The 20321-nt window shown below is 70.0% G+C and carries 21 protein-coding genes; 8 read left to right on the forward strand and 13 right to left on the reverse strand.

The genetic code is table 11. The features are described from left to right. The first annotated feature begins 13 nt into the window (after positions 1-13). Positions 14-403: a VOC family protein gene (locus AC1DWP_RS07485; protein WP_477613825.1), complete on the forward strand. Its 390-nt coding sequence runs from the start codon at positions 14-16 to the stop codon at positions 401-403. A 35-nt stretch (positions 404-438) separates the two neighbouring features. Next, positions 439-1920 (forward strand): LLM class flavin-dependent oxidoreductase, encoded by a 1482-nt coding sequence (locus AC1DWP_RS07490; RefSeq protein WP_477613826.1) that lies wholly within the window; start codon positions 439-441, stop codon positions 1918-1920. A gap of 80 nt (positions 1921-2000) precedes the next feature. Here AC1DWP_RS07490 and AC1DWP_RS07495 read toward each other — a convergent pair whose 3' ends face one another. From AC1DWP_RS07495 to AC1DWP_RS07510, 4 genes are read right to left on the reverse strand one after another with little or no spacing between them, the layout of a single operon-like run. After that, positions 2001-2537: a GTP-binding protein gene (locus AC1DWP_RS07495; protein ID WP_477613827.1), complete on the reverse strand. Its 537-nt coding sequence runs from the start codon at positions 2535-2537 to the stop codon at positions 2001-2003. Between the two features lie 28 nt (positions 2538-2565). Beyond that, entirely contained in the window at positions 2566-2916 is a 351-nt protein-coding gene (locus AC1DWP_RS07500) for a DUF742 domain-containing protein (RefSeq protein WP_477613828.1), read from the reverse strand. 25 nt (positions 2917-2941) lie between these two features. Further along, positions 2942-3361 carry a roadblock/LC7 domain-containing protein gene (locus AC1DWP_RS07505; RefSeq protein ID WP_477613829.1) on the reverse strand — a complete coding sequence of 140 codons (420 nt, stop codon included), beginning with the start codon at positions 3359-3361 and terminating at the stop codon, positions 2942-2944. After that, positions 3348-7157 (reverse strand): ATP-binding protein, encoded by a 3810-nt coding sequence (locus AC1DWP_RS07510; RefSeq protein WP_477613830.1) that lies wholly within the window; start codon positions 7155-7157, stop codon positions 3348-3350. Before AC1DWP_RS07510 ends, AC1DWP_RS07505 begins: the two co-directional genes overlap by 14 nt. Positions 7158-7441: 284 nt before the next feature. On the opposite strand from AC1DWP_RS07510, the gene AC1DWP_RS07515 reads away from it, so the two are divergent. Both AC1DWP_RS07515 and AC1DWP_RS07520 read left to right on the forward strand, forming a co-directional pair. After that, entirely contained in the window at positions 7442-7900 is a 459-nt protein-coding gene (locus AC1DWP_RS07515) for a YkvA family protein (RefSeq protein ID WP_477613831.1), read from the forward strand. Between the two features lie 122 nt (positions 7901-8022). Continuing rightward, positions 8023-8706 (forward strand): phosphatase PAP2 family protein, encoded by a 684-nt coding sequence (locus tag AC1DWP_RS07520; protein ID WP_477613832.1) that lies wholly within the window; start codon positions 8023-8025, stop codon positions 8704-8706. Between the two features lie 58 nt (positions 8707-8764). Here the strand turns inward: AC1DWP_RS07520 and AC1DWP_RS07525 are convergent, their stop codons facing one another. Then, positions 8765-10603 (reverse strand): GAF domain-containing SpoIIE family protein phosphatase, encoded by a 1839-nt coding sequence (locus AC1DWP_RS07525; RefSeq protein WP_477613833.1) that lies wholly within the window; start codon positions 10601-10603, stop codon positions 8765-8767. A gap of 147 nt (positions 10604-10750) precedes the next feature. Between AC1DWP_RS07525 and AC1DWP_RS07530 the strand changes: the two genes are divergently transcribed. The 3 genes from AC1DWP_RS07530 to AC1DWP_RS07540 are packed head-to-tail and all read left to right on the forward strand — an operon-like array spanning position 10751 to position 14195. Further along, on the forward strand, positions 10751-12457 hold the full coding sequence (locus AC1DWP_RS07530; protein ID WP_477613834.1) for an alpha-amylase family protein: 1707 nt from the start codon (positions 10751-10753) through the stop codon (positions 12455-12457). Between the two features lie 39 nt (positions 12458-12496). Further along, a complete protein-coding gene (locus AC1DWP_RS07535; protein ID WP_477613835.1) occupies positions 12497-13516 on the forward strand; it encodes an SDR family oxidoreductase in 1020 nt (339 codons plus the stop codon). Next, entirely contained in the window at positions 13509-14195 is a 687-nt protein-coding gene (locus tag AC1DWP_RS07540; protein ID WP_477613836.1) for an HAD family hydrolase, read from the forward strand. Before AC1DWP_RS07535 ends, AC1DWP_RS07540 begins: the two co-directional genes overlap by 8 nt. A gap of 27 nt (positions 14196-14222) precedes the next feature. Here the strand turns inward: AC1DWP_RS07540 and AC1DWP_RS07545 are convergent, their stop codons facing one another. The 8 genes from AC1DWP_RS07545 to AC1DWP_RS07580 all read right to left on the reverse strand — a co-directional run bounded on the left by AC1DWP_RS07545 (position 14223) and on the right by AC1DWP_RS07580 (position 19503). Then, the gene (locus AC1DWP_RS07545) at positions 14223-14897 is read right to left on the reverse strand and encodes a DUF6766 family protein (RefSeq protein WP_477613837.1); all 675 of its coding nucleotides are present in this window, start codon (positions 14895-14897) and stop codon (positions 14223-14225) included. Positions 14898-14978: 81 nt separating this feature from the next. Then, complete coding sequence (locus AC1DWP_RS07550; protein WP_477613838.1) at positions 14979-15386, reverse strand: hypothetical protein; 408 nt, start codon at positions 15384-15386, stop codon at positions 14979-14981. Continuing rightward, a complete protein-coding gene (locus AC1DWP_RS07555; RefSeq protein ID WP_477613839.1) occupies positions 15383-15703 on the reverse strand; it encodes a phosphatase RsbU N-terminal domain-containing protein in 321 nt (106 codons plus the stop codon). The genes AC1DWP_RS07550 and AC1DWP_RS07555 overlap by 4 nt, the downstream gene beginning before the upstream one ends. Further along, complete coding sequence (locus AC1DWP_RS07560) at positions 15696-16082, reverse strand: STAS domain-containing protein (protein WP_477613840.1); 387 nt, start codon at positions 16080-16082, stop codon at positions 15696-15698. Before AC1DWP_RS07560 ends, AC1DWP_RS07555 begins: the two co-directional genes overlap by 8 nt. Continuing rightward, positions 16079-16972, reverse strand: coding sequence for an STAS domain-containing protein (locus AC1DWP_RS07565; protein ID WP_477613841.1), 894 nt, complete (start codon positions 16970-16972; stop codon positions 16079-16081). The genes AC1DWP_RS07560 and AC1DWP_RS07565 overlap by 4 nt, the downstream gene beginning before the upstream one ends. 2 nt (positions 16973-16974) lie before the next feature. Then, a complete protein-coding gene (locus tag AC1DWP_RS07570; RefSeq protein ID WP_477613842.1) occupies positions 16975-18057 on the reverse strand; it encodes a sigma-70 family RNA polymerase sigma factor in 1083 nt (360 codons plus the stop codon). Positions 18058-18412: 355 nt separating this feature from the next. Next, positions 18413-18739: a hypothetical protein gene (locus tag AC1DWP_RS07575; RefSeq protein WP_477613843.1), complete on the reverse strand. Its 327-nt coding sequence runs from the start codon at positions 18737-18739 to the stop codon at positions 18413-18415. A 224-nt stretch (positions 18740-18963) separates the two neighbouring features. Further along, positions 18964-19503 (reverse strand): ABC transporter substrate-binding protein, encoded by a 540-nt coding sequence (locus tag AC1DWP_RS07580; RefSeq protein WP_477613844.1) that lies wholly within the window; start codon positions 19501-19503, stop codon positions 18964-18966. Positions 19504-19839: 336 nt separating this feature from the next. On the opposite strand from AC1DWP_RS07580, the gene AC1DWP_RS07585 reads away from it, so the two are divergent. Then, entirely contained in the window at positions 19840-20319 is a 480-nt protein-coding gene (locus tag AC1DWP_RS07585) for an SRPBCC family protein (RefSeq protein WP_477613845.1), read from the forward strand. The last annotated feature ends 2 nt before the right edge of the window (positions 20320-20321 follow it).

Raw genomic sequence — 20321 nt, forward strand, 5'->3', positions numbered from 1 at the left:
GGAGGTGGGTGCGATGACAGGTGGCACCGGACTGGCACAGGTGGCCCAGCACGCTGAGGACCTCGACCGAGCGGCCGCCTTCTACGAACGGCTGCTCGGGTCGCCACCACTGGCCAGGTTCGACCCGCCCGGACTGCTGTTCTTCGGGCTCGGCGACACCCGGCTCCTCCTCGAGGAGGGTGCGAGCTCGGCCCTGCTGTACCTCGCCGTCGACGACGTCCCCACCCGCATCGAGGAGCTGCGCGCCGACGGGGTCGTGGTCGAGGCCGAGCCGCACGTCATCTTCAGCCACACCGACGACACCCTCGGGCCCGCCGGCAGCGACGAGTGGATGGCCTTCATCCGCGACAGCGAGGGCAACCTCGTCGGGCTGGTCAGCCACGCGCCGAGGGCAGACGGCTGACCACAGCGCCCCCGCTGCCCGACCCTGCGCTGGTCGTGCTCGTCGGCCCGAGCGGTGCGGGCAAGTCGACCTGGGCTGCGCAGCACTACCGGCAGCAGGAGGTCGTGTCGTCGGACGCCCTGCGCGCGGTGGTCGGCAGTGGTGAGCACGACCTCGACGCATCGGCCGACGCGTTCGCGGTCCTGCACCAGGTCGTGGCGGCGCGGGCTCGCCGCGGACTGACCGTCGTCGTCGACACCCTCGGGCTGGACCCGGACCTCCGCGACCGCCTGCGCGAGCAAGGCCGGGCGGCTGGACTTCCTTGCGTCGCAGTGCTTTTCGAGACAACCCCCGCCGTATGCCGCGCGCGCAACTCCCAGCGCGACCGACCCGTTCCCGCGGCCGTACTGGGCCGACAGCTCGCGACGTTCGGGCGCGTCCGCGAGGCCCTCGCCGACGAGGGGTGGGACGTGGTCCGGACCGTCAGCGAGACGTCGTCGGCGGCCGACCGGATGTCGGGGACCACCACAACGCCGGAGGACGCGGCGGCCGCTCGGCCGGCGTCCGCCGGACAGGTGACCGCGGCGTCGACGACCGGGGCGGGTGACCTCGGGCTCGACGTCGTGATCCAGGTGTCACGTTTTCCCTGGGGTGCGGACCCGGCCGGCTGGCTGCGTTCGGTAGCCCTGGCGGCGGACCACTTCGGCTTCAGCGGGATCGCCCTCATGGACCACCTGATCCAGATCCCCCAGGTGGACCGGGCCTGGGAGCCGATCCCCGAGCCGTGGGTGACGCTGGGCATGCTCGCCGGCCTGGACACGAACCTGCGACTCGGCACCCTCGTCTCGCCGGTGACCTTCCGCGCTCCCGGCATCATCGCGAAAACCGTTGCCACGCTTGATGTGCTCTCCGGTGGTCGCGCCTTCGTCGGACTCGGGGCCGGCTGGTGGGAGCGCGAGCACCTCGCGTTCGGGCTGCCCTTTCCCCCGCCGGCAGAACGGCTCGACCAGCTCGAGGCCTCGATCGAGACGATCCGCGCCCTGTGGGGCAAGGGCACCAAGGCACACCAGGGCAGACGGGTCACGTTGCCCGAGACCACGGCATACCCGCGGCCTGTGGGGCAACCACAGATCATCGTGGGCGGCGGCGGCGAGCAGCGGACGCTGCGCATCGCGGCGGAGCTCGCGGACGCCTGCAACCTCCCCAGCAACCTGCCGACGCTGGAACGCAAGCTCGCCGTCCTGCGCAGGCACTGCGACAGGGTCGGGCGCGATGCCGACGAGGTGGCCGTGACCGTGCTGGACCTCCCTGTCGTCGGCCTCGACCGTGAGGACACCTGGCGCCGGGTCGAGCGGCTGCGAGGTCGCACGCCGGCCACGACCTACGCGTCACGTCACCACGCGGGCGAAGCGGCCCTGCACCACGAGCGCCTCCTCACGTTGGCGCAACGCGGCGTCCGGACCGTCTTCGTGGGCTTGCCCGACCTCGAAGGCCCCGAGGACGTCGAGCGGCTCGCGGGAGTCCTGACCGGCCGTTAGACATGACCGAGCCGGGTGCCACCTCGTCGAAGTGGCACCCGGCGTCGCGGTCAGCAGGCCCGTGCGGTGACGGGCCGGGGTCAGGCCGAGGCGGAGACACCCGTGAGCTGGGTCAGCGCGAACTCGGTGATGCGAACGAGGGCCCGCTTGGCGGACTCGCGGTCGCGGGCATCGACCGCGATGACGGGGATGTGCGACGGGATGGCGAGAGCCTCGCGGATCTCGTCGGGACCGAACTCCTGCGAACCGTCGAACTGGTTGAGCGCGACGATGAACGGCAGGCCCTTGGCCTCGAAGTAGTCGACGGCGGCGAAGCTGTCGTCGAGGCGACGGACGTCGACCAGAACGACGGCACCGATGGCGCCCTTGACCAGGTCGTCCCACATGAACCAGAACCGGCGCTGGCCAGGAGTGCCGAACAGGTAGAGAACGAGGTTCTCGGCCAAGGTGATGCGACCGAAGTCCATCGCCACGGTGGTGGTGTGCTTCTGCTGCACCTTGGAGATGTCGTCCTGGCCTTCGGACTCGTTGGTGACAAGAGCCTCGGTGCGCAGGGGATCGATCTCGGAGACGGCACCAACGAAGGTGGTCTTGCCGACGCCGAACCCGCCGGCCACGACAATCTTCGTCGAGGCGCTGTTGCGGCTAGAGGGCGCGTAGTCCACTGAGTGTCCTTTCAATCAGTTCACGTCGTTCGTCGGATGTCGTGTTTTCGGAGATGGTCGTTCGCGTCTTGAGGTGCCCGGCGGTGACCAGGTCACCCAGGAGCACCCGGGCGACGCCGAGTGGGATGTGCAGCTTTGCCGAGACCTCGGCCACCGACTCCTTGGCTGCGCACAGGTCGATGATCCGCCCCGAGAGGTCGCCCTCGGGCCAGGTCGTGGTGCGTCCGGAGGGAAGCACCTCGAACGTGGCCTCGATGGGAAGGTCGACCACGGACTCGGTGCGTCCGGACGTCAGTGCGTACGGCCGGACCAGGCGAGGGCCTGCCGACACTTCGCGTCCGTCTGGCGCCATGGGTCTAGCCCGACATCGGGGTCCGGGCAGACGCGTCGATCATCTTGCCGACGCGGTCGACCAGGACCGCCATCTCGTAGCCGACCTGACCGATGTCAGAGTCGGTGCTGGTGAGTGCTGCCAGGTGCGAGCCGTCCCCGACGCTCATGAGGAGCAGGTAGCCCAGCTCCATCTCGATGACGGACTGCAGGACCGTGCCGCCCTGGAAGAGGCGGGCCGCGCCCGAGGCGAGGCTGGCCATGCCCGAGGCCACGGCTGCCATCTGCTCGGCGCGATCGACGGGCAGCTGCTCGCTGGCGGCCATGGGAAGCCCGTCGGCGGACACCAGGATGGCGTGTGAAACGCCAGGGGTCTCCGTCGTGAACTTGGCCACGAGCCAGTCGTACTCGCCCTTGGGCTGGGCCATGGCGTCAGTGGTGTACATCGGCTTCCTCTCGGTGTGTTCCATCTTGTGCCTCGGTGCGAGCGGAGCTCACGCCGTTCTTGTGGCGGTTGAGGTTGCGGCGGATCGATTCGGGATCGCGTCGCGATGCTGCGGGGGCAGCGGGCTTCTCGTCGGCCTCGTCGACGGCGCCGGGGATCAGGTAGCTGCCCGGGCGTCGCATGGGGAGGCCGGCTGCGGACTCTTCCAGGGGTTGGGTCTCCTCGATCCGTGCGGCGGCTGACCACGCCTGGTCAGCCTCGTTGGTCGACCACGATGCCGATGCGGGCACCGACGAGTCGTCGGTCAGCCAGCGCGACATCATCGCTCGGAAGATGGGGGTGTCGTTGAGGTTCCCGCTGCGAGGCGCGCTCGCCGGCTCCTCGACGTCCTCGGGCGCCACCGCAACCAGCTCGGTGGTCTCCTCGGCTGCCGTCTCGACGCCCTCGTCGACGCGCTGTTCGGGAGCGTCGGCGACTGCCTCGACCACCGGCTCCTGGAACGCGACGACCTCGGTCTCCTGCTCGACGTCGGCGACTGCCTCGACCACCGGCTCCTGGAACGCGACGACCTCGGTCTCCTGCTCGACAACGGCGACCGGCTCGGTCACGGCCTCGGGCACGGACTCGGTGGTCGCGGCCTCCGCGCTGACGACGGTCTCCTCGCGCTCCGGCACCACGGCCGCGTCGCGGGCCCGACGGGCGCCGAAGAAGGACGTGTTGTGCGCCCGCATCGCCGGCCGTGAGCTGGGTGCGCCAGCCGTGGGGTCCTGGGTGGCAAGCGCGGACGTCGCCCCCGGGACGCGGGTCGGCAGCGGCGTGGCACCTTCCGGCCCGGTGACAGGGGCCTGGACGACATCGAGGCTGTCGACCGGCGCCGACACCTCGGCGGAAGCCTCCGCCGGCGCGTCGGCAACGGCCTCGGGTGCGCCGTCAGCAACCAGCTCGCCTCCGGCCTCTCCGACGGGAGCGTCGTCAGAGTCCTGCTCGGAGTGCTGCTCCGGGACCTGGTCGGACCCGGCATCGGCGGCCTCGACAAGGGCGACCTCGGCCACCCACTCCTCGGGCACGTGCATCTCGGTGGTCGAGTCGTGCGAGTCCATCGAGTCGCTGCTGACCGACGAGCCGTTCGACTCAGGTGAGTGGATCGAGTCGATCGAGTCGATCGAGTTGTCCTGGGCGGCGATGTCGGTGTGCGCTGCGGTCTCGCCGTCGGTTGCCGGGTCCTCGGCCCCGAGCTCACGGGCCTTGCCGGCCTCGACGATCTTGGCGCGGTGCTCGAGCCAGGCGGACAGGTTGGAGGGCATCTGACGGGGCTCGTCGACCTCCGCCTCGATCCGGGCGGCTTCGGCGGCCGCCTTCGCGCGGCCGGGAAGCCAGCTGAGCCGGCCCGACTTGGCGGCGGGGGCACTCGACTTGGCACCGGGCTTGGTCGGTGCTTCCTCCTCGGGCGCGGACGGGGCGTCCTCGAACTCGCGGTACTCGGTGATCCCGGTGGCCCGTGGCTTGCGGACCGGAAGTCCGGACGCCGAGAGCTGGGGCCCGGTGGCTGCCTCTGCCGCCGGAGCGTCCTGGCTCTGGGTGGGGGCCTCGGTGACCTCGGGGTCGGAGACCTGGGGGTCGGCGACAGCGGCCGTCGCAGCCTCGGCAGGAACCTGCGTGGCCGGGGTGTCGTCCGTCGGCGCGACGGTCGCGCCGTTGACGGCGGGCTTGTCGGACGAGCCGTTGACACCCTTCTCCGGGGCGGCGTGGCCGTTGGTGGGCGCCTTCTCCTCCACCGCCGCGTCGGCACCGTCGATGACGGGCTTGGCGGGGGTCTGTATGCCGTTCGCGGCCGAGGGGCCGTGGGCCCCCGGCGTGCGGGTGGGCAGCACCTTCTTGGCTGCACCCGGCACCGGGCTCGGCGTGGCGCCGCTGGCGCCGCGCACGCGGGTGGGCAGGCCGGACTTGGTGGTGCCGCCGACAGCCGACGCGGGCGGGGCTCCGAGGGAGGAGGCTGCCGGCGCCTCAGGAACGGCTGGAGCAGCGGCCGGGCGCGCCGGGCGCTCGCCCCGGCTGCTGTCGGCGAGCAGGGCCGCGGGCAGGTGCACGGACACCGTGATGCCCTGCTTGTCGTCGCCGTTGCGGCGCAGCCGCACCGCGATGCCGTGCCGCTTCGCGAGGCTTCCGACCACGAACAGGCCCATGCGACGGGCGGTGTCGGCGGTGATGTCGCCACCGTGCGCGAGCTGGTCGTTGAGGGCAGCAAGCTCCTTGGGCGGCATACCGAGGCCACGGTCGGAGACCTCGATGAGGAGGCCGCCTTCGGGCGTGCGGGCACCACGGATCGCCACACGGGAGGTGGGCGGCGAGTAGGAGAGGGCGTTGTCCACGACCTCGGCGACCAGGTGGATGAGGTCGGAGCCGACCGCACCCAGGACGTGGTCGTTCGAGGTGTCACCGATGTCGATGCGCTCGTAGTTCTCCACCTCGGACACGGCCGCACGGACTGCGTCGGAGACCGAGACCGACCCGGACACGCCACGACGGGTGGACGTGCCGGCGAGCACCAGCAGCGAGTCGCTGTTGCGGCGCATACGGGCGGCGAGGTGGTCGAGGCGGAAGAGGCTCTGCAGCCGCTTGGGGTCTTCCTCGTCGCTCTCGAGGCGCTCGATGAGGCTGAGCTGCTGGTCGATGAGGGACGTGCTCCGGCGCGACAGCGTCTCGAACATGTGGCCGACCTGAACACGCAGGCGGGCCTGCTCGCCGGCGAGGGTGCGGGCCTGGGTGTGGAGGTCGTCCACGGCGCGAGCGAGCTGACCCATCTCCTCGGTCGTGTGGACCGGGATCGGTTCGAAGGCGGGGAGCTCGGTGCCGTCACGCATGGCGGTGACCGCTTCCGGCAGCCGCTTGTTGGCAACCTCCAGGGCGCCCTGGCGCACGGCGCGGATCGGGAGGAGGAGCGAGCGGATGAGGGCCACGACCAGGGCCAGGGCGGCCGTCAGCGCAGCGATCACGATGATGGCGTTGAGGATCGCTGCGGTGCGGTGCTCTGCCGCGCGCTGGCGGAGGTTGGTCTCGAGCGCGGTCAGCTGCCCGTCCATGAGCTTGGTGTAGCCGGCGTTGCTGGACTCGATGACCGTTCCGAGCCCCTGGATCTGGGCCTTGTCGGGCGACGCCTGCTGGAGGGTGTAGCCACGGCGGCCGTTCTCGTTGAGGAGCTGGCGGACCTGTCCGACCTGCTCGCCCGTCGAGGCCGACATGAGTCGCGTCAGGGCTGCGGTCTCGGCGCCGACCTGACCGACGGCGCGCAGGTTGGCGGCTGCGTCGTCAGTGTTGGCGAGGTTGACCTGTTCGCCGGTCATGGCGCGCTGGGCGGCGATGGCGTCCTGGAGGGCCACGACGAGCTTGGCGGAGGCCGAGTCGTCGCTGAGGCCGAGGTCGGAGACCGCCGAGGACATCAGGGTGGCGGTGTTGCCCGACTTGTCGATGACGGTGTCGGAGAAGCCGTTCTGCGTCTTGGCCGTACGCACTGCCTGCCCGAGCGACAGCGCCGTCGTGGCGCTCTCCTTCACCGAGTCAGGGACGCCGGGGACCTTGATGGCGATGCGGAGGTTCGCCGCCGCGGACTCGTACTTCGTGATGGCGGCGATGACGCCGCCGCCGCCGACGCTCTCGGCAGCAGCCAGCCGCTGGACTGCGAGGTTGTACTCGACAACGGGGCGGATGACGAGGACGGTGTCCGCGGCCCGCGAGAGCTTGCGAGAGGAGTCGAAGTCGTTCTTGACGCGGAGGCCACCGAAGACGAAGGCCAGCAGCACGGGAAGAACGATGGCGGCTGCCAGTTTGCGACGGAGGGGCCACTGACCGAACGACCAGCGTTGGGGGACACGGCCAGCCGCCGACTGCAGTCTGGACACGGAGCCACCTTCCTCACGACGAAAACTTGGGCGAACGGCAACATACGTGCGCCCACAGGGGGCAGGGATAGGTATCCAACGGCGGTTGGCACGTTTGGCCTGCGTAGTTCTGACCGAACGGACTAGACCACCCCGGAGGGGCGAACCAGCGTGCCTGCGGTGTCGCCGGTATACGCGGCCTGGGCATGGGCGAGACTGACGGGATGCCCCTCCCGCGGATCGACCTGGCCGACGGCGCGCCCGCGTGGTGGTCGCTGGCCGCAACCGTCGGTGGCGGCCTGGTGCTGCTCTGGGTCGTCCTGGTGGTGGCACTGTGGTGGGCCCGTCCGGACGACCTGCGGTTGCGGGAGGCGTTGCGGTTGCTGCCCGACCTCCTTCGCCTGCTGCGACGCCTGGCCGTGGACGCCACGGTGCCGCGTGCCGCGCGAGTGCGCCTGTGGCTGCTGCTCGCCTACCTCGCGAGCCCGGTCGACGTCGTGCCGGACTTCCTCCCCGTCATCGGCTATGCCGACGACGCCATCCTCGTGGCCCTGGTACTGCGCTCGGTCACCCGGCGCGCAGGGGCGGAGGCGCTCGAGCGGCACTGGCCGGGCAGCCCCGAAGGCCTCGCCGCGGTCCGCGCCCTGGCTGGGCTTCGGGACTGACGGAGCAGCGCGACTCCGGTGTCCCACCTGCCGGCTCAGCATCTGCGCAGGTCAGCGACCCGTGGCCGAGGCTTTGGGCGCTAGGCTCGTCAAGCTGTGCACCCCCACCGGAGTAGGACACCATGGCCTTCTTGACGCGCTACACCGACGATCGCTCGTCGCCTCCAGTCGGCTCCGCGGTCCGGGACGCGTTCGTCCGCGCCGTCGCCCCGGCAGTTGCCCTCTGGGCTGCCATCGTGGGCATCGGGCTGTTGATCAAGGGACCTCTCGGCGGCCTGCCCTCCGAGGAGGGCATCAGCAAGGACGCCCAGGGCGTGCGCACCCCGCGGTGGGACGACGTGACGCTGGTGTGGTCCCACATCGGCAACACCGAGATCGTCATCGGGGTGTGCGTGATCGCCGTCGGCCTCCTCTGGTGGGGCACGCGGCAGTGGTGGGTGGCCGTCATACCGGCCATCGCGATCTCCCTCCAGGCCACCGTCTTCGTGATCGCCACGGCCGTCGTGGGCCGGCCCCGGCCCCACGTGGCCCACCTCGACCCGGCTCCGCCGACCTCGAGCTACCCGAGCGGTCACGTCGGTGCGGCCACCGCGCTCTACGTCAGCTTCGCGCTCCTGGCCCAGCGGATCGAGTCACCCGTGCTGCGCCGGGCCGTGACGGCGGTGTGCCTCGTCATCCCTGTGCTGGTGGCGTGGGCCCGCCTCTACCGAGGCATGCACCACCTGACCGACATCCTGGTGGGAATGGCCAACGGCCTGGCCTGCGCGCTCCTGGCCTGGGCCTACCTGCGTCGCAAGAGCGCCTGACAGTCGCAGGGCGCCTGACAGTCGCAGGGCGCCTGGAAGTCGTCAGGGCGCGCGGTCGTCAGGGCGCGGGCTCGAGGTCCTCGGCGCCGGCGGCGGCGTTCTCGAGGGTTCGCGCCGTCGGCACCGCGGCGTGCCGACGCAGGGCGACCGCAGCCACGTCGTCGTCATGCGTCTCGTCCGCGACCGCGGCGATGGTGCCGCACAGGCCGCGGAACAGGTCCGGGTCCGTGAGGCCGGCGAGGGCAGCCGTGAGTCGTTCTCGACCGACGTCGATGTCCTCGGTGCGCCGCTCGATCAACCCGTCGGTGAAGAGCAGGACGGTGTCGCCGGGACCGAACCACATCCGATGGCGACGACGTCGTCCCTCTCCGATGGCCAAGGGCCCACCGTCGGCACTGGGAAACTGCTCGACGGAATTGTCTGCTCGCAGGAGGATCGGCGCCGGATGTCCGGCGTTCGCGACCAGCAGGTCGTTCCGTCCCGGATCGACCAGCAGGTAGGCCAGCGTGACGAACTGCTCGTCACCGTAGGCAGCGAGCATCAGGTCGAGCTTGGTCAGCACCACGTCCGGGAGCGGGTCCGCGGCGATGTAGGCGCGCACCGATGCCCGCATCTGCGCCATCGACGCGGCGGCCTCGACCCCACGCCCCATCACGTCTCCGACGAAGACCGCCACCCGCCCGTCCGTGAGGGCGACCACGTCGTAGAAGTCGCCCCCCACCTCGGTACGGCCAGACGGCAGGTAGCGCGCCGCGACATCGCAGCCCTCGATCACCGGCAGCCCGACCGGGAGGACGGCGTGCTGCAGCCGGGTGGCGACCGCCAGGGTCTCGCTGTGCAGCTCGGAGTTGTCGATCGAGACGGCCGCCCTGCGCGCGATGTCCTCGGCGAACACGAGGTCGCCCTCCGTGTAGCGGTGCTTGGACTCCGCGCTCACCCACGTGATGACGCCGAGGGTTCGTCCGCGCGCGACGAGGGGGACGGTCACCGCGCTGTACAACGCCAGCTCTCGCGCGATCCGGAGGTGCTCCTCGTCCCGGGCCCCGGCGACGAGCATCTCGTCGGTGATCTCCGCGATGAGCTCGCTGCGCCCTGTCCTCATCACCTGCCACGGACCGCTGGCGGAGTTCGGGTCGCTGGGGTACCGCTCCGCGAGCTCGTGCGCGTACGCCACCTTGGCCGGGTCGACATGGGCCACGGCGAGCCGGCGCAGCCGGTTGTCCTTGACCAGGTCGATCGCACACCAGTCGGCGAAGGTCGGCACTGCGAGCTGGGCCACCCGCGCCAGGGTGGACTCGTAGTCGAGGCTGCTCGCGAGCTCGGCCGAGGCCTCGGCGAGGAAGGTCAGCTTGGTCTGGCGGTCGGCTGCCTCCTGCTCGGCCTGCACGCGCTGCAACGCCTGGGCGCAGGTGTCGGCCAGGATGTCGAGGCAGTCGAGCTCCGTGGGCTCGAACCTGCGTCGTCCGGGGAAGGACAGCCCGATCGCCCCGAGGGTGTCGTTCGCGGTGTTCAACGGCAGGACCAGCACCGAGCGGTCGCCGCGATCTATCCGCGGGGTGTCCGGATAGGCATCGAGGATCGCCTCACGACCGGACAACAGGATGCGACGACCCGAGACGATGACGTCAGCCGCCGGGCTCGGCATCGACAAGGGGTAGGTCGCGAAGGCCTCGGCATCTCCCTCGTCCCCACCCCGCAGCCCCATGAGCCGGATCGTGTCGGGCCCGTCCTTCAGGCTGAGCGAGGCCATGGTCGCTCCCACGGCTTCGGAGCTGTGTTCGACCACGATCCTGGTGACGTCCTCTGCGCTGGCCGCCCGGATGAGCTCGGCCGTCACGCGGGCAAGTCCGGTCAGGCGGTAGTCGAGCCGCGCCTCGATGCCAGACCCCTGTGTCATGCCGACATGATGACAGCGAGCGCCTGCCGCGGCTCGGGATCGCCAAGAACCCGGCCGGACGATCTTTGGGGGTCGGGAGATCGGCGCGGCCTCCTGACCAGCGCTTTCGCGGTGGCTGGCTCGGGCCAACGGTGGTAGTGAGGACACATGCAGATGTCCAAGACGGCCGACCTGTGGTGGAAGACCGCGGTGTTCTACTGCGCCGACGTCCAGACCTTCCTCGATGCCGACGGGGACGGGCAGGGCGACCTGGCGGGCATGGCGCGCCGGATCGACTACCTGGCCGACCTCGGCGTCACGTGCCTGTGGCTCATGCCGCTCTACCCGACGCGCGACGTGGACGACGGGTACGACATCACCGACTTCCTGGGCGTCGACCCCCGGCTGGGCGACCTGGGTGACTTCGTCGAGCTGGTCCGGACCGCGCGGTCGCGCGGCATCCGGGTCATCCTCGACTTCGTCATGAACCACACGTCGGACCACCATCCGTGGTTCGTGCAGGCCCGCAAGGGCACCGACAACCCGTACAGGGACTACTACGTGTGGCGCTCGACGGCCCCACCGGACACGTCGGCGATGGTCGTCTTCCCCGACAAGGAGGACAGCATCTGGGAGAAGGACCCCCGCACCGACGAGTGGTACCTGCACAACTTCTACAAGACCCAGCCTGACCTCAACACCGCCAATCCCAAGGTCCGCGACGAGATCGTCAAAGTCATGGGTCTGTGGCTCGAGCTGGGCGTCTCGGGTTTCCGCATCGACGCGGTGCCGTTCCTCTTCGCGCGGGACACCGTGCCCAAGAAGGACCAGAAGTTCGAGTGGGACCCCCACGAGACCCTGCGCCACGTCAAGGCGTTCTGCGGGCGGCGGGGTAGCGACGTCGTCCTCCTCGGAGAGGTCAACGTGCCGCGCGCAGAGCAGACGGCCTTCTTCGGCGGAGCGGACGGGGACGAGCTCACCATGCAGTTCGACTTCATCGGCATGCAGGCGACCTGGCTGTCCCTCGCGCGCGGCGACGCACGGCCGTTGGGCAAGGCGTTGCAGGGCAGGCCGGAGGCCGACGAGGAGAGCCAGTGGGTGAACTTCCTCCGCAACCATGACGAGCTCACCCTCGACAAGCTCACCGACGAGGAGCGCCAGGAGGTCTTCGACGCCTTCGGACCCGACCCCGCAATGCAGCTCTACGGGCGCGGCCTGCGCCGCCGGCTGCCGACGATGCTCGACGGCGACCCCCGCCGCATCCGGCTGGCCTACTCCCTCATGTTCTCGCTGCCCGGCAGCCCGGTTCTCTTCTACGGCGAAGAGATCGGCATGGGCGAGAACCTCGACGTGCCGGGCCGGTATGCCGTGCGGACGCCGATGCAGTGGAGCGCGGCCAAGAACGGCGGCTTCTCCCGTGCGGCGAAGGGCCGGCTGCCGCGGCCCGTCACGGAGGGCGCCTACGGACCCGACCACGTCAACGTGGCCTCCCAGCGCAACGACCCCGACTCGCTGTGGACCTTCGTGGCCCAGCTGATCCGCCGCTACCGCCAGTCGCCCGAGCTCGGATGGGGTCGGTTCCACCCGCTCGAGCAGCCGTTCGACGCCGTCCTGGCGCACGTCGCCCGCGTAGACCCCTGGGCCACCATCGCGGTCCACAACCTCGGCTCGGAGGCCTGTCGCGTGCCGCTCTCGCTGGCCACGATCGCCGGCGACGACCTGCCGCCGATCGTCCACCTGACCGACCTGCTCGCGGACTACCGCCTCGAGCCGGTCGGAGACGGCTCGGGCGCTCCGACGGTCGAGGTCGACCTCGACGGCTACGGGTGCAGGTGGCTGCAGGTTATTCGCGAAGGCGACGAGCGGATCGCCTGACCGCATCGGGAAGGACCAACGAAGGAGAGGAGCAGTCCGATGAAACGAGTGGTGGTCGTGACGGGTGCGAGTGGAGGCGTGGGACGCGCCTGCGTCCGTGAGTTCGCGCGGCGAGGCGACGACGTCGCTCTCATCGCGAGAGGCAGCTCGGGGCTCGAGGCTGCCGTCCGGGAGGCACAGCAGGCTGGGGTCAAGGCCCTCTCGGTGCCCGTGGATGTCGCCGACGCAGAGGCGGTCGAGAGCGCCGTGGCCCGGATCGAGGACGAGCTCGGTCCGATCGACGTGTGGGTCAACGCGGCGTTCACCTCCGTGTTCGCGCCGTTCAGCCAGGTCACCGCCGACGAGTTCCGCCGCGCCACCGAGGTGAGCTACCTCGGCTACGTGTACTGCACGATGTCGGCCCTTCCCCGGATGCGGGCGCGCAACCGCGGAACGATCGTCCACGTGGGGTCAGCGCTGGCCTATCGGGGAATCCCGCTCCAGACCGCGTACTGCGGTGCACGGCACGCCGTCCAGGGTTTCCACGAGTCGCTCCGCTGCGAGCTGCTGCACGATGGCAGCAACGTCCGCGTCACGATGGTCCAGATGCCGGCCCTCAACACACCTCAGTTCGGCTGGGTGTTGTCGAAGCTCCCTCGACGTGCCCAGCCCGTCCCGCCGATCTACCAGCCCGAGGTCGCTGCGCGTGCGGTCGTCTACGCAGCCGACCACCCCCGTCGGCGGGAGTACTGGGTCGGCGCCTCCACCGTCGGCACCCTGGTCGCCAACGCCGTCGCGCCCGGCCTGCTCGATCGCTACCTGGCTCGGACGGCATACAACGCCCAGCAGACCGACGAACCCCGGGACCCAGCCGACCCAGCCAACCTGTGGGACGCGGCGGACGGTCCCGGCGGCCGGGACTTCGGCGCCCACGGTTCCTTCGACGACCGGGCGAAGGGCCGCAGTTGGCAGCAGGAGCTCTCCCACCGCCCCAAGGAGGTCACGGCGGTCCTCGCCCTCGGCGCCGCGGGCGGGACGGTCCTCGCAGGGCGGGCGATGCGGGGAAGGAAGCATGTCTGACGTGCTCACCCGCGTCAGCGGGATCGTCTTCGACCTCGACGGCACCCTGGTCGACTCGACTTACGTCCACACGATCAGCTGGTGGGAGGCGATGCAGCAGTTCGGTCACGACCGGCCCATGGCGATGGTGCACCACGCGGTGGGGATGGGGGCCGACAACCTGCTCGACCACGTGCTCGGTGACCGGCGGAACCGGAGCCAGGACAGCGCCATCACGGCTGCCCACGATGCACTGTTCGGCACGTGGCACGACCGTCTGCACCCGCTTCCGGGCGCCGGTTCACTCCTGCAGTGGTGTCGGGACGCCGGGCTGACGGTGGCGCTCGCCACGTCCGGCGGGGAACGGGACCTGTGGGCGATGCTCGAGGTCCTGGACCAGCCCGACTTCGACCTGATCGTCACGGGCGACGACGTGGCGAGCTCGAAGCCCAGCAAGGACCTGCTCGAGTCCGTCATGACGCGAGCGGACCTCGAGCCCGAGGACCTGATGGTGGTCGGTGACTCCGTCTGGGACATGGAGGCCGCGACCCGCGTCGGGGCCTCCGGGGTGGGGGTCGCGACCGGGGGGACCAGTGCGCCCGAGCTGCACGACGCCGGAGCCGAGCTCACCTTCCCCGACCTCGCCGCACTGCACGACGCCCTCCGGAGTGCCCGACCGGAAGCCTCGCCCGGCGCGTAGCTGCCGCGGCTCCGGAGGGCAGGGCGCCTAGCCCTCGACTCCCGTGCTGCTGTGGGCGCTCCCGACCGGCTTGGACTCCGGCGACCCGCGCTCCCGCAGGTAGATGCTGAACACCACCATGCTGCCGACGGCGAGGAACTCCGACTGCCAGTTCTGGAAGGTGCGATTCCAGAAGTCCGGAGCGTGCAGGTAGCCATTCCACGTCAGCGGATCCTGGAGGTCCTGCAGCTGCTCGGCGTTGTAGGCACTGCGACCGGCGACCAGCTGCGCCGTCCACGACCCGAGGAAGACCGCCCCCATCGCCAGTCCGAGGGAGCGTGAGTACAGGCTGGTCCGCCAACCCCCGACCTTGGCCCACGTGGGCGACCCCACGTCCGCATAGCGTCCGACCTTCTGGTCCTTGTCCGACCCACGACCGGCGTGGTCGAGGGGCTTGGACTCCGGGGACCCCTTCTGCAGGAGCCACACCGTCAGGAGGATGTAGAGCAGGAACTGCAGGTACTCCGACTGCCAGTTCTCTGCAACGTCCACCGCGAACTGCGACGAGGTGACGTACTCCCGCAAGGTGAGTGTGGGTAGCCCGGCGTCCATCGCCGCCTCGTTGTACGAGGCCTCCCCGGTGAGTGATTGACCGACGAGGGCAACCAGGAGTAGCACCGAGAAGGCCAGGGTGAGGCTGTTCTCACGAAGCCACGTCCTCATCGGTGGGTCACCCCCATGGCGAAGCAGAAGGTGAGTCCCAGTCCGATGAACAGCAGGTACCCGGCGAACCATGCACGCACGTCAGGCTCCCTTGACCTTGCAGTCATACGGCCGGCCGTCTTGCTGCCGGCTGCAGCCCGCGGCGGTCACGCGCCATCCCTGCTTGAACCGGGCGAGGAAGATCGTGTCCGTCGACAGGTGCACCACAGCGTCCTTGCCGTAGACCTGCACGGACTCCACCGAGGTGGAGCCCTTCTCCTCCGCGGAGGACGGCAAGGCCTCCGCGCAAGGGCCGTCGGACTCCTCGAGGGCTCGAAGGGTCTCGGGGGCCAGCAGCCCGCAGGCCGTCGCGGGCGCGGTGCTCACGGACCGGACGAACGTGCTGGCCGCTGCCTTCACGGTGGCGGCCTCGACGTTCCCCTGGCCCGCGCAGCCCGACACTGTGGCCAGGGACGTGAGGGCCATGATGATTCGGTAGCGGGATGTCATCCGTTGCCCCTGCCCTGCACGGCTTTCGATGTCGCGGAGCTCAGGCTCCGGTGTGCCATGTCGAACGTCGAGAGCACCTCCAGCAGGAACTCGGAGGCGGCAGCCGTGACCCCGCGCACGTCATTTTCCGGGCTGTCTTCGAGGACCTCGGCGAGGACGAGGTGGTGGACGTGGACCAGGTCGAGAAGACTCACCCCCCGGACGATCGCCTGGCGCCCCAGCTGGTAGCCCAGCGTCAGCGCCGCCTCACTGCGCTGGGGCAGGTAGCGCTGGAACGCGGCACGGTAGTCGAGGGTCAGGTCCTCGACGTCACTCATGCCTGTTCCCCTGTCCACGGATCCTCGTGAGGTAGTCGAGGCCCTCCTCCAGATCCAGCGCCGTCGGGACCTCACCCATCCCCATACCCAGGCGCACCATGGCGTACGCGACCTCGGGCTGGATGCCGACGATGACGGTGGCCGCGCCGCGCAGGCGGGCGATGTCGGCGATCGACTGCAGCGTGCGCGACCCGAAGCTGTCGATCACGTCCAGTGCTGCCACGTCGATGATGACGCCACGCGCGCGGTGCTCACCGATCTGGCGGACGAGGTCGTCCTGGAACCGGACCATCTCCGAGTCGTCCAGGGCAGTGTGGACCGACGCGACGAGGGTGTCACCCTGACGCAGTATGGAGACGAGGGCCGGTCCGGAGTTCACGAGCCGTCAGTCACCGCCTTGCGCGTCACCGCGTAGCCGAGCAGCCGCTCGGCCTCCTCGAGGCCGCCCTGGAGGTCGCCGATGGTGTTCATCTTGCTCAGGTCCACGCCGATCGTGACGAGGGTTTGCGCAATCGTGGGCGACAGGCCGGTGATGATGACGCTGGCACCCATCAGCCGCGAGGCGTCTACCGTCTGCACCAGGTGGTTCGCGACGGTCTCGTCGACGTCCGGGGCCCCCGTGATGTCGATGACGACCACCTTGGCGCGATGGGTGCGTATGCCGCTCAGCAGCTGCTCGGTGAGCTGCCTGGCCCGTTCGCTGTCCAAAACGCCGATGATCGGCAGGATGAGGAGCCTCTCCCGAACGGGCAGCACCGGGGTCGACAGCTCCTTGATGGCGTCCTGCTGCTGGCGGATGACGCGCTCACGCTCGTCGACGAAGCTGACGGCCACGGTGTTGGCGATACGGTTCGCCGCCGGTTCGTACGCGTCGAGGATCTGGTTGAGTAGGGCGAAGTCCCGCTGGTACTTCTCGAAGAGCGACCGCGCCAGGACATCCCTCAGCAGCAACACGATGCCGACCACCTCATGCGTCTCGACCCCCCGCGGGATGATCCGCTCCGACAGGTCGCGGGCATAGTGCTGCAACGCTTCCACACTGCCGGTCTCGAGCACCTCCACGTAGTTGTCATAGACCGACGTGGTCTCGGCGATCATCTCCTGCGGGGTCATGGCCTCGAGCAGGTGGGCATCGCGGATGCGGGACGCCCACTCGTTGCGGAGCTTCGCGCGATGTTCCCTCAGGTGGGCCACCAGCTGGGGAAGCAGCTGGTTGCCGGACAGGGACGGCTCGTGCTCCGTCGGGTCCTCCGTGTTCTGGGCGTTCATGCTCATCCCTTCTTGTCGAACCATTTGGTCATGCTCACAGTGGTGCCGTGCTCCGCCTCGGAGACGATGGTGAACTCGTCCATCAGCCGTCTGGCTCCGGGAAGCCCGAGGCCGAGTCCGCTGTAGGTGCTGTAGCCGTCTTCCATGGCCTTCTCGACGTCCGGTATGCCGGGTCCGGTGTCCCGGGCGACGACCCGGATGCCGGGACGTGGACGTTCGAGCAGCTCGATCGTCACCTCCCCGGGTGAGGCGAACCGGACGATGTTGCGGGCCACCTCCGACACGGCCGTGGCGAGCAGCGTCAGGTCTGTGCCCCTGAAGCCGGCGCGCACCGCCAGCTCGCGAGCGGCTTGACGCACCGTGACGATGTCCGGGTCCGCGCTGATTGGCACGTGCACCTCGTCGTCCCGCACCGGCCCCCTGCCGAGCAGTGGTTCGCTGAGCCGGGCGCAGAGCTCGCACTCGAGCAGGTGTCGAGCAGCATCGACCTCACGCTGTCGTCGTCGGTCCGCGCTGGAGAGGGCCAGCAGCACAGGCCTGCATCTGTCTGTGGGGGGCTCGGCCCGCTCCAGCGCGAGCAGGTACTCGACCCGCAACCGGGCTCGGGTCCGCTTCAGCTGGGCGGCCACAGCACCGGCCGTGCTTCCGGTCTCCTCCGCCAGCGACTGGGTGGCGCGACCACTCACCTCATGCGCCAGCAGGACCTCTCGTTCGCGGTCGGTCAGCCGGCGAAGCGCCTCGTTGATGGCGGACTGTTCCTCCGAGGCGACGACGACCTCTTCGGCCTCCTCCGGCTCGCTCGGGTCGAGCACCCGGTGCCTGTTGCGGACTTCTCGGTCGTCGTTGCGCCACATGGTGGCCATGACGTTGCGGACCGTGGCGATCGCGTATGGCTCGATCATGCCGGGCTCGATCCGGTTCTCGGCCGCCAGCACCCGGAGCAGCGTCTCCTGGACCAGGTCCTCCGCCGCGGGGTGCTGGCCGACCCGGGCTGCGACGATCCGGCGCAGCATGGGGATCAGGGCCGCGACATCTGCCGCCCCTGTTGGCTCCCTCGGCTCGTCGGCCGCCCCGGCCGTGCTCACGGGTGCGACACTACGCCGCACCGAGCATTTCCACCCCTCTGACCTGCACAGTTGGCGTCCAGCGGCGACAGGCAGGACGCCCCGTGCCGTGACCGAGAGCGGGTGGACACCGCGTGGCGCCGGGAGAGGAACCTCGCATCCCGGCGCCGCGCGGCTGGCCCCGTCACCATCAGCAGGTGGAGCGCCCTCGCTGGTCAGTGGTCCTTGGTTTCGAGGGCCGTTGGGTGCGGAAACGGTGCCGGGGGCGGTCTGCGGGAAACAGCTGGCGCGCTGTCCTCCACGGTCCACGACTCCAGCTTCTGGAGAACGTGCAGCAGCCCGAGCACCAGACCCGGCGCAGCCAGCGCGACGGCCTTCACAGCGGTTCCACGCGAGCCCGACTCGTGCGGGTGGTGCGTGCCCTCCCTCCGGTGCTGCTCTCCCCGCGAGGAAAGGCAAGCGAAGGTTCGATCGTGAAACGCTCGACGTGGACGGTGATCCCCATCAGGTCGAGCTGCAGTGGTCGGACCACGGGTCGTAGGCCGCTGTCGTCACGCACCAGGTCGACCGGGGCGGTGGCGCGACGGCTGTCCACTCCGACCAGGGTTCCGTCCGGCTCACGGAGCTGACCCGTGAAGACCCCGGTGATGAAGGCACCGCGCGGCACGATGACCAGTCGCTGGAGCCGCAGCGACCCGGTCATGGCCCCTGAACGTCCCCGCGGAGATCGGAACGTCCCACTGATGGGCGTGCCGTCGCCGTCCGGGGGACGCGCACCACGCCGGGGACGAGGTCTGAAGGCGATCACGGTCATCACGAGCTCCAATTGCGTCGGGCGCTGTCGCCGGGCTTTGGGGGGTGGCAGCGGCGCCCCTGCGGTGAGGGGCGGCGCAGGGACGCCACTGCCACGTCAGTCGCTCACGCGGCTCAGAGGCCGAGACCTGTCAGCAGACGGTTGAGCAGCGCTGCGATGCCACCGAGAGCGTTGCCCGGCCCGTCCAGCAGGCCGGCAACGGCGCACAGCAGGTTGCCCAGGAGGTTGCCCGCACCGGGGACCGCCGTGACGTCCAACGACACCGGGGCGAGGTCGATGACCAGACCCAGCAGGTCGAGGTGGAGCGGGCCGAGGTCAAGGGTCAGGATGCTGCAGCCCTGCGTCACCGCAACGTCCTGCAGCGGTGCCGTGAAGGTCGTCCCGCCCGCGGGCAGTCCGGTGCCGGTGATGGTCCCGGAGAGCTGGACGACACCATTGACGACCGAGGTCGTCAGGTTGCTCAGCTGACCCGTGAACGCCGTGCCGTTGGGCAAGGTGCCCGTCACGGGCAGGGTCGTGGCTGCGGCTTGTGCGGTGGGAGCCACGGCCTTCGCTGTGGGCGCCGCACTCGCAGAGGCGGCAGCCGGGACGAGTCCAACTGCCCCGGCCAAGAGAATGGCCGTGCCGGTTCCGACAAGTTTGGTCTTCAACATGACTTGCTCCTTCGGTGGAGCCCGGGTGGAGCTCCGTAGGGGCTTGTTCTTCCTTGGCTAGGCGTGGACCTGTAGGTCCATCTGGTTCCTGTCCACACAGATGAAGACTCCGGTCGGCAGCCACATGACGCGGGATCTGTGGTTCGCGGGGCGGCTGCGCGCCACCATCCCAGCGTGGGGAAGCCGGCCAGCCACTGACACTCGCGTCATGTCCGGCCCTCGAAGGCGTCAGCCGCCAGATACGCGCCGCCCCGTCCCACACCCGTCTCGCAGCCGCCGACGGCGCTACCGTTGCCGTTGCAGCGTCCACCCGCCCGACTGGAGGAAGAGCTGACCATGGAACTCCCGACCACAGGCGTCATCACCGTCACCCGAGACATCGATGCTCCTGCGCAAGCCGTCTGGGACGTGCTCGCCGACGGCTGGTTCTACGCCACCTGGGTCGTCGGCGCGTCAAGAGTGAGGGGCGTCGACCCCGAATGGCCGGCCGAAGACGCGCGCATCCACCACTCCTTCGGGGTGTGGCCCACGGTTCTGAGTGACACGACGCACGTCCTGAGTTCCAGCGAGCCCAGCGAGCTCGTCCTCAAGGCCCGCGGTTGGCCCGTGGGTGAGGCGAAGGTCGTACTCACGATCATCCCCGGCAGCGACGAGTCGTGCACTGTGGCCATGGCCGAGGACGCCGTGTCAGGGCCCGGCACCTTGCTGCCCCGCCCGTTGCGGCAGCTCGCCATCGGCCCGCGCAATGTCGAGGCCCTGCGCCGGCTGGCGTACATCGCCGAGGGCAAACGCCGCGAACGCGTCAGCGGGCAGTGAGC

It is taken from the genome of Pedococcus sp. P2_F6, assembly GCF_056403675.1.

Coding starts and splice junctions, on each gene's coding strand:
- AC1DWP_RS07485 (WP_477613825.1), top strand. CDS start 14: ATGACAGGTGGCACCGGACTGGCACAGGTGGCCCAGCACGCTGAGGAC.
- AC1DWP_RS07505 (WP_477613829.1), bottom strand. CDS start 3,361: ATGTACACCACTGACGCCATGGCCCAGCCCAAGGGCGAGTACGACTGG.
- AC1DWP_RS07515 (WP_477613831.1), top strand. CDS start 7,442: ATGGGCGAGACTGACGGGATGCCCCTCCCGCGGATCGACCTGGCCGAC.
- AC1DWP_RS07520 (WP_477613832.1), top strand. CDS start 8,023: ATGGCCTTCTTGACGCGCTACACCGACGATCGCTCGTCGCCTCCAGTC.
- AC1DWP_RS07525 (WP_477613833.1), bottom strand. CDS start 10,603: ATGACACAGGGGTCTGGCATCGAGGCGCGGCTCGACTACCGCCTGACC.
- AC1DWP_RS07530 (WP_477613834.1), top strand. CDS start 10,751: ATGCAGATGTCCAAGACGGCCGACCTGTGGTGGAAGACCGCGGTGTTC.
- AC1DWP_RS07535 (WP_477613835.1), top strand. CDS start 12,497: ATGAAACGAGTGGTGGTCGTGACGGGTGCGAGTGGAGGCGTGGGACGC.
- AC1DWP_RS07540 (WP_477613836.1), top strand. CDS start 13,509: ATGTCTGACGTGCTCACCCGCGTCAGCGGGATCGTCTTCGACCTCGAC.
- AC1DWP_RS07545 (WP_477613837.1), bottom strand. CDS start 14,897: ATGAGGACGTGGCTTCGTGAGAACAGCCTCACCCTGGCCTTCTCGGTG.
- AC1DWP_RS07550 (WP_477613838.1), bottom strand. CDS start 15,386: ATGACATCCCGCTACCGAATCATCATGGCCCTCACGTCCCTGGCCACA.
- AC1DWP_RS07555 (WP_477613839.1), bottom strand. CDS start 15,703: ATGAGTGACGTCGAGGACCTGACCCTCGACTACCGTGCCGCGTTCCAG.
- AC1DWP_RS07565 (WP_477613841.1), bottom strand. CDS start 16,972: ATGAACGCCCAGAACACGGAGGACCCGACGGAGCACGAGCCGTCCCTG.
- AC1DWP_RS07575 (WP_477613843.1), bottom strand. CDS start 18,739: ATGACCGGGTCGCTGCGGCTCCAGCGACTGGTCATCGTGCCGCGCGGT.
- AC1DWP_RS07580 (WP_477613844.1), bottom strand. CDS start 19,503: ATGTTGAAGACCAAACTTGTCGGAACCGGCACGGCCATTCTCTTGGCC.
- AC1DWP_RS07585 (WP_477613845.1), top strand. CDS start 19,840: ATGGAACTCCCGACCACAGGCGTCATCACCGTCACCCGAGACATCGAT.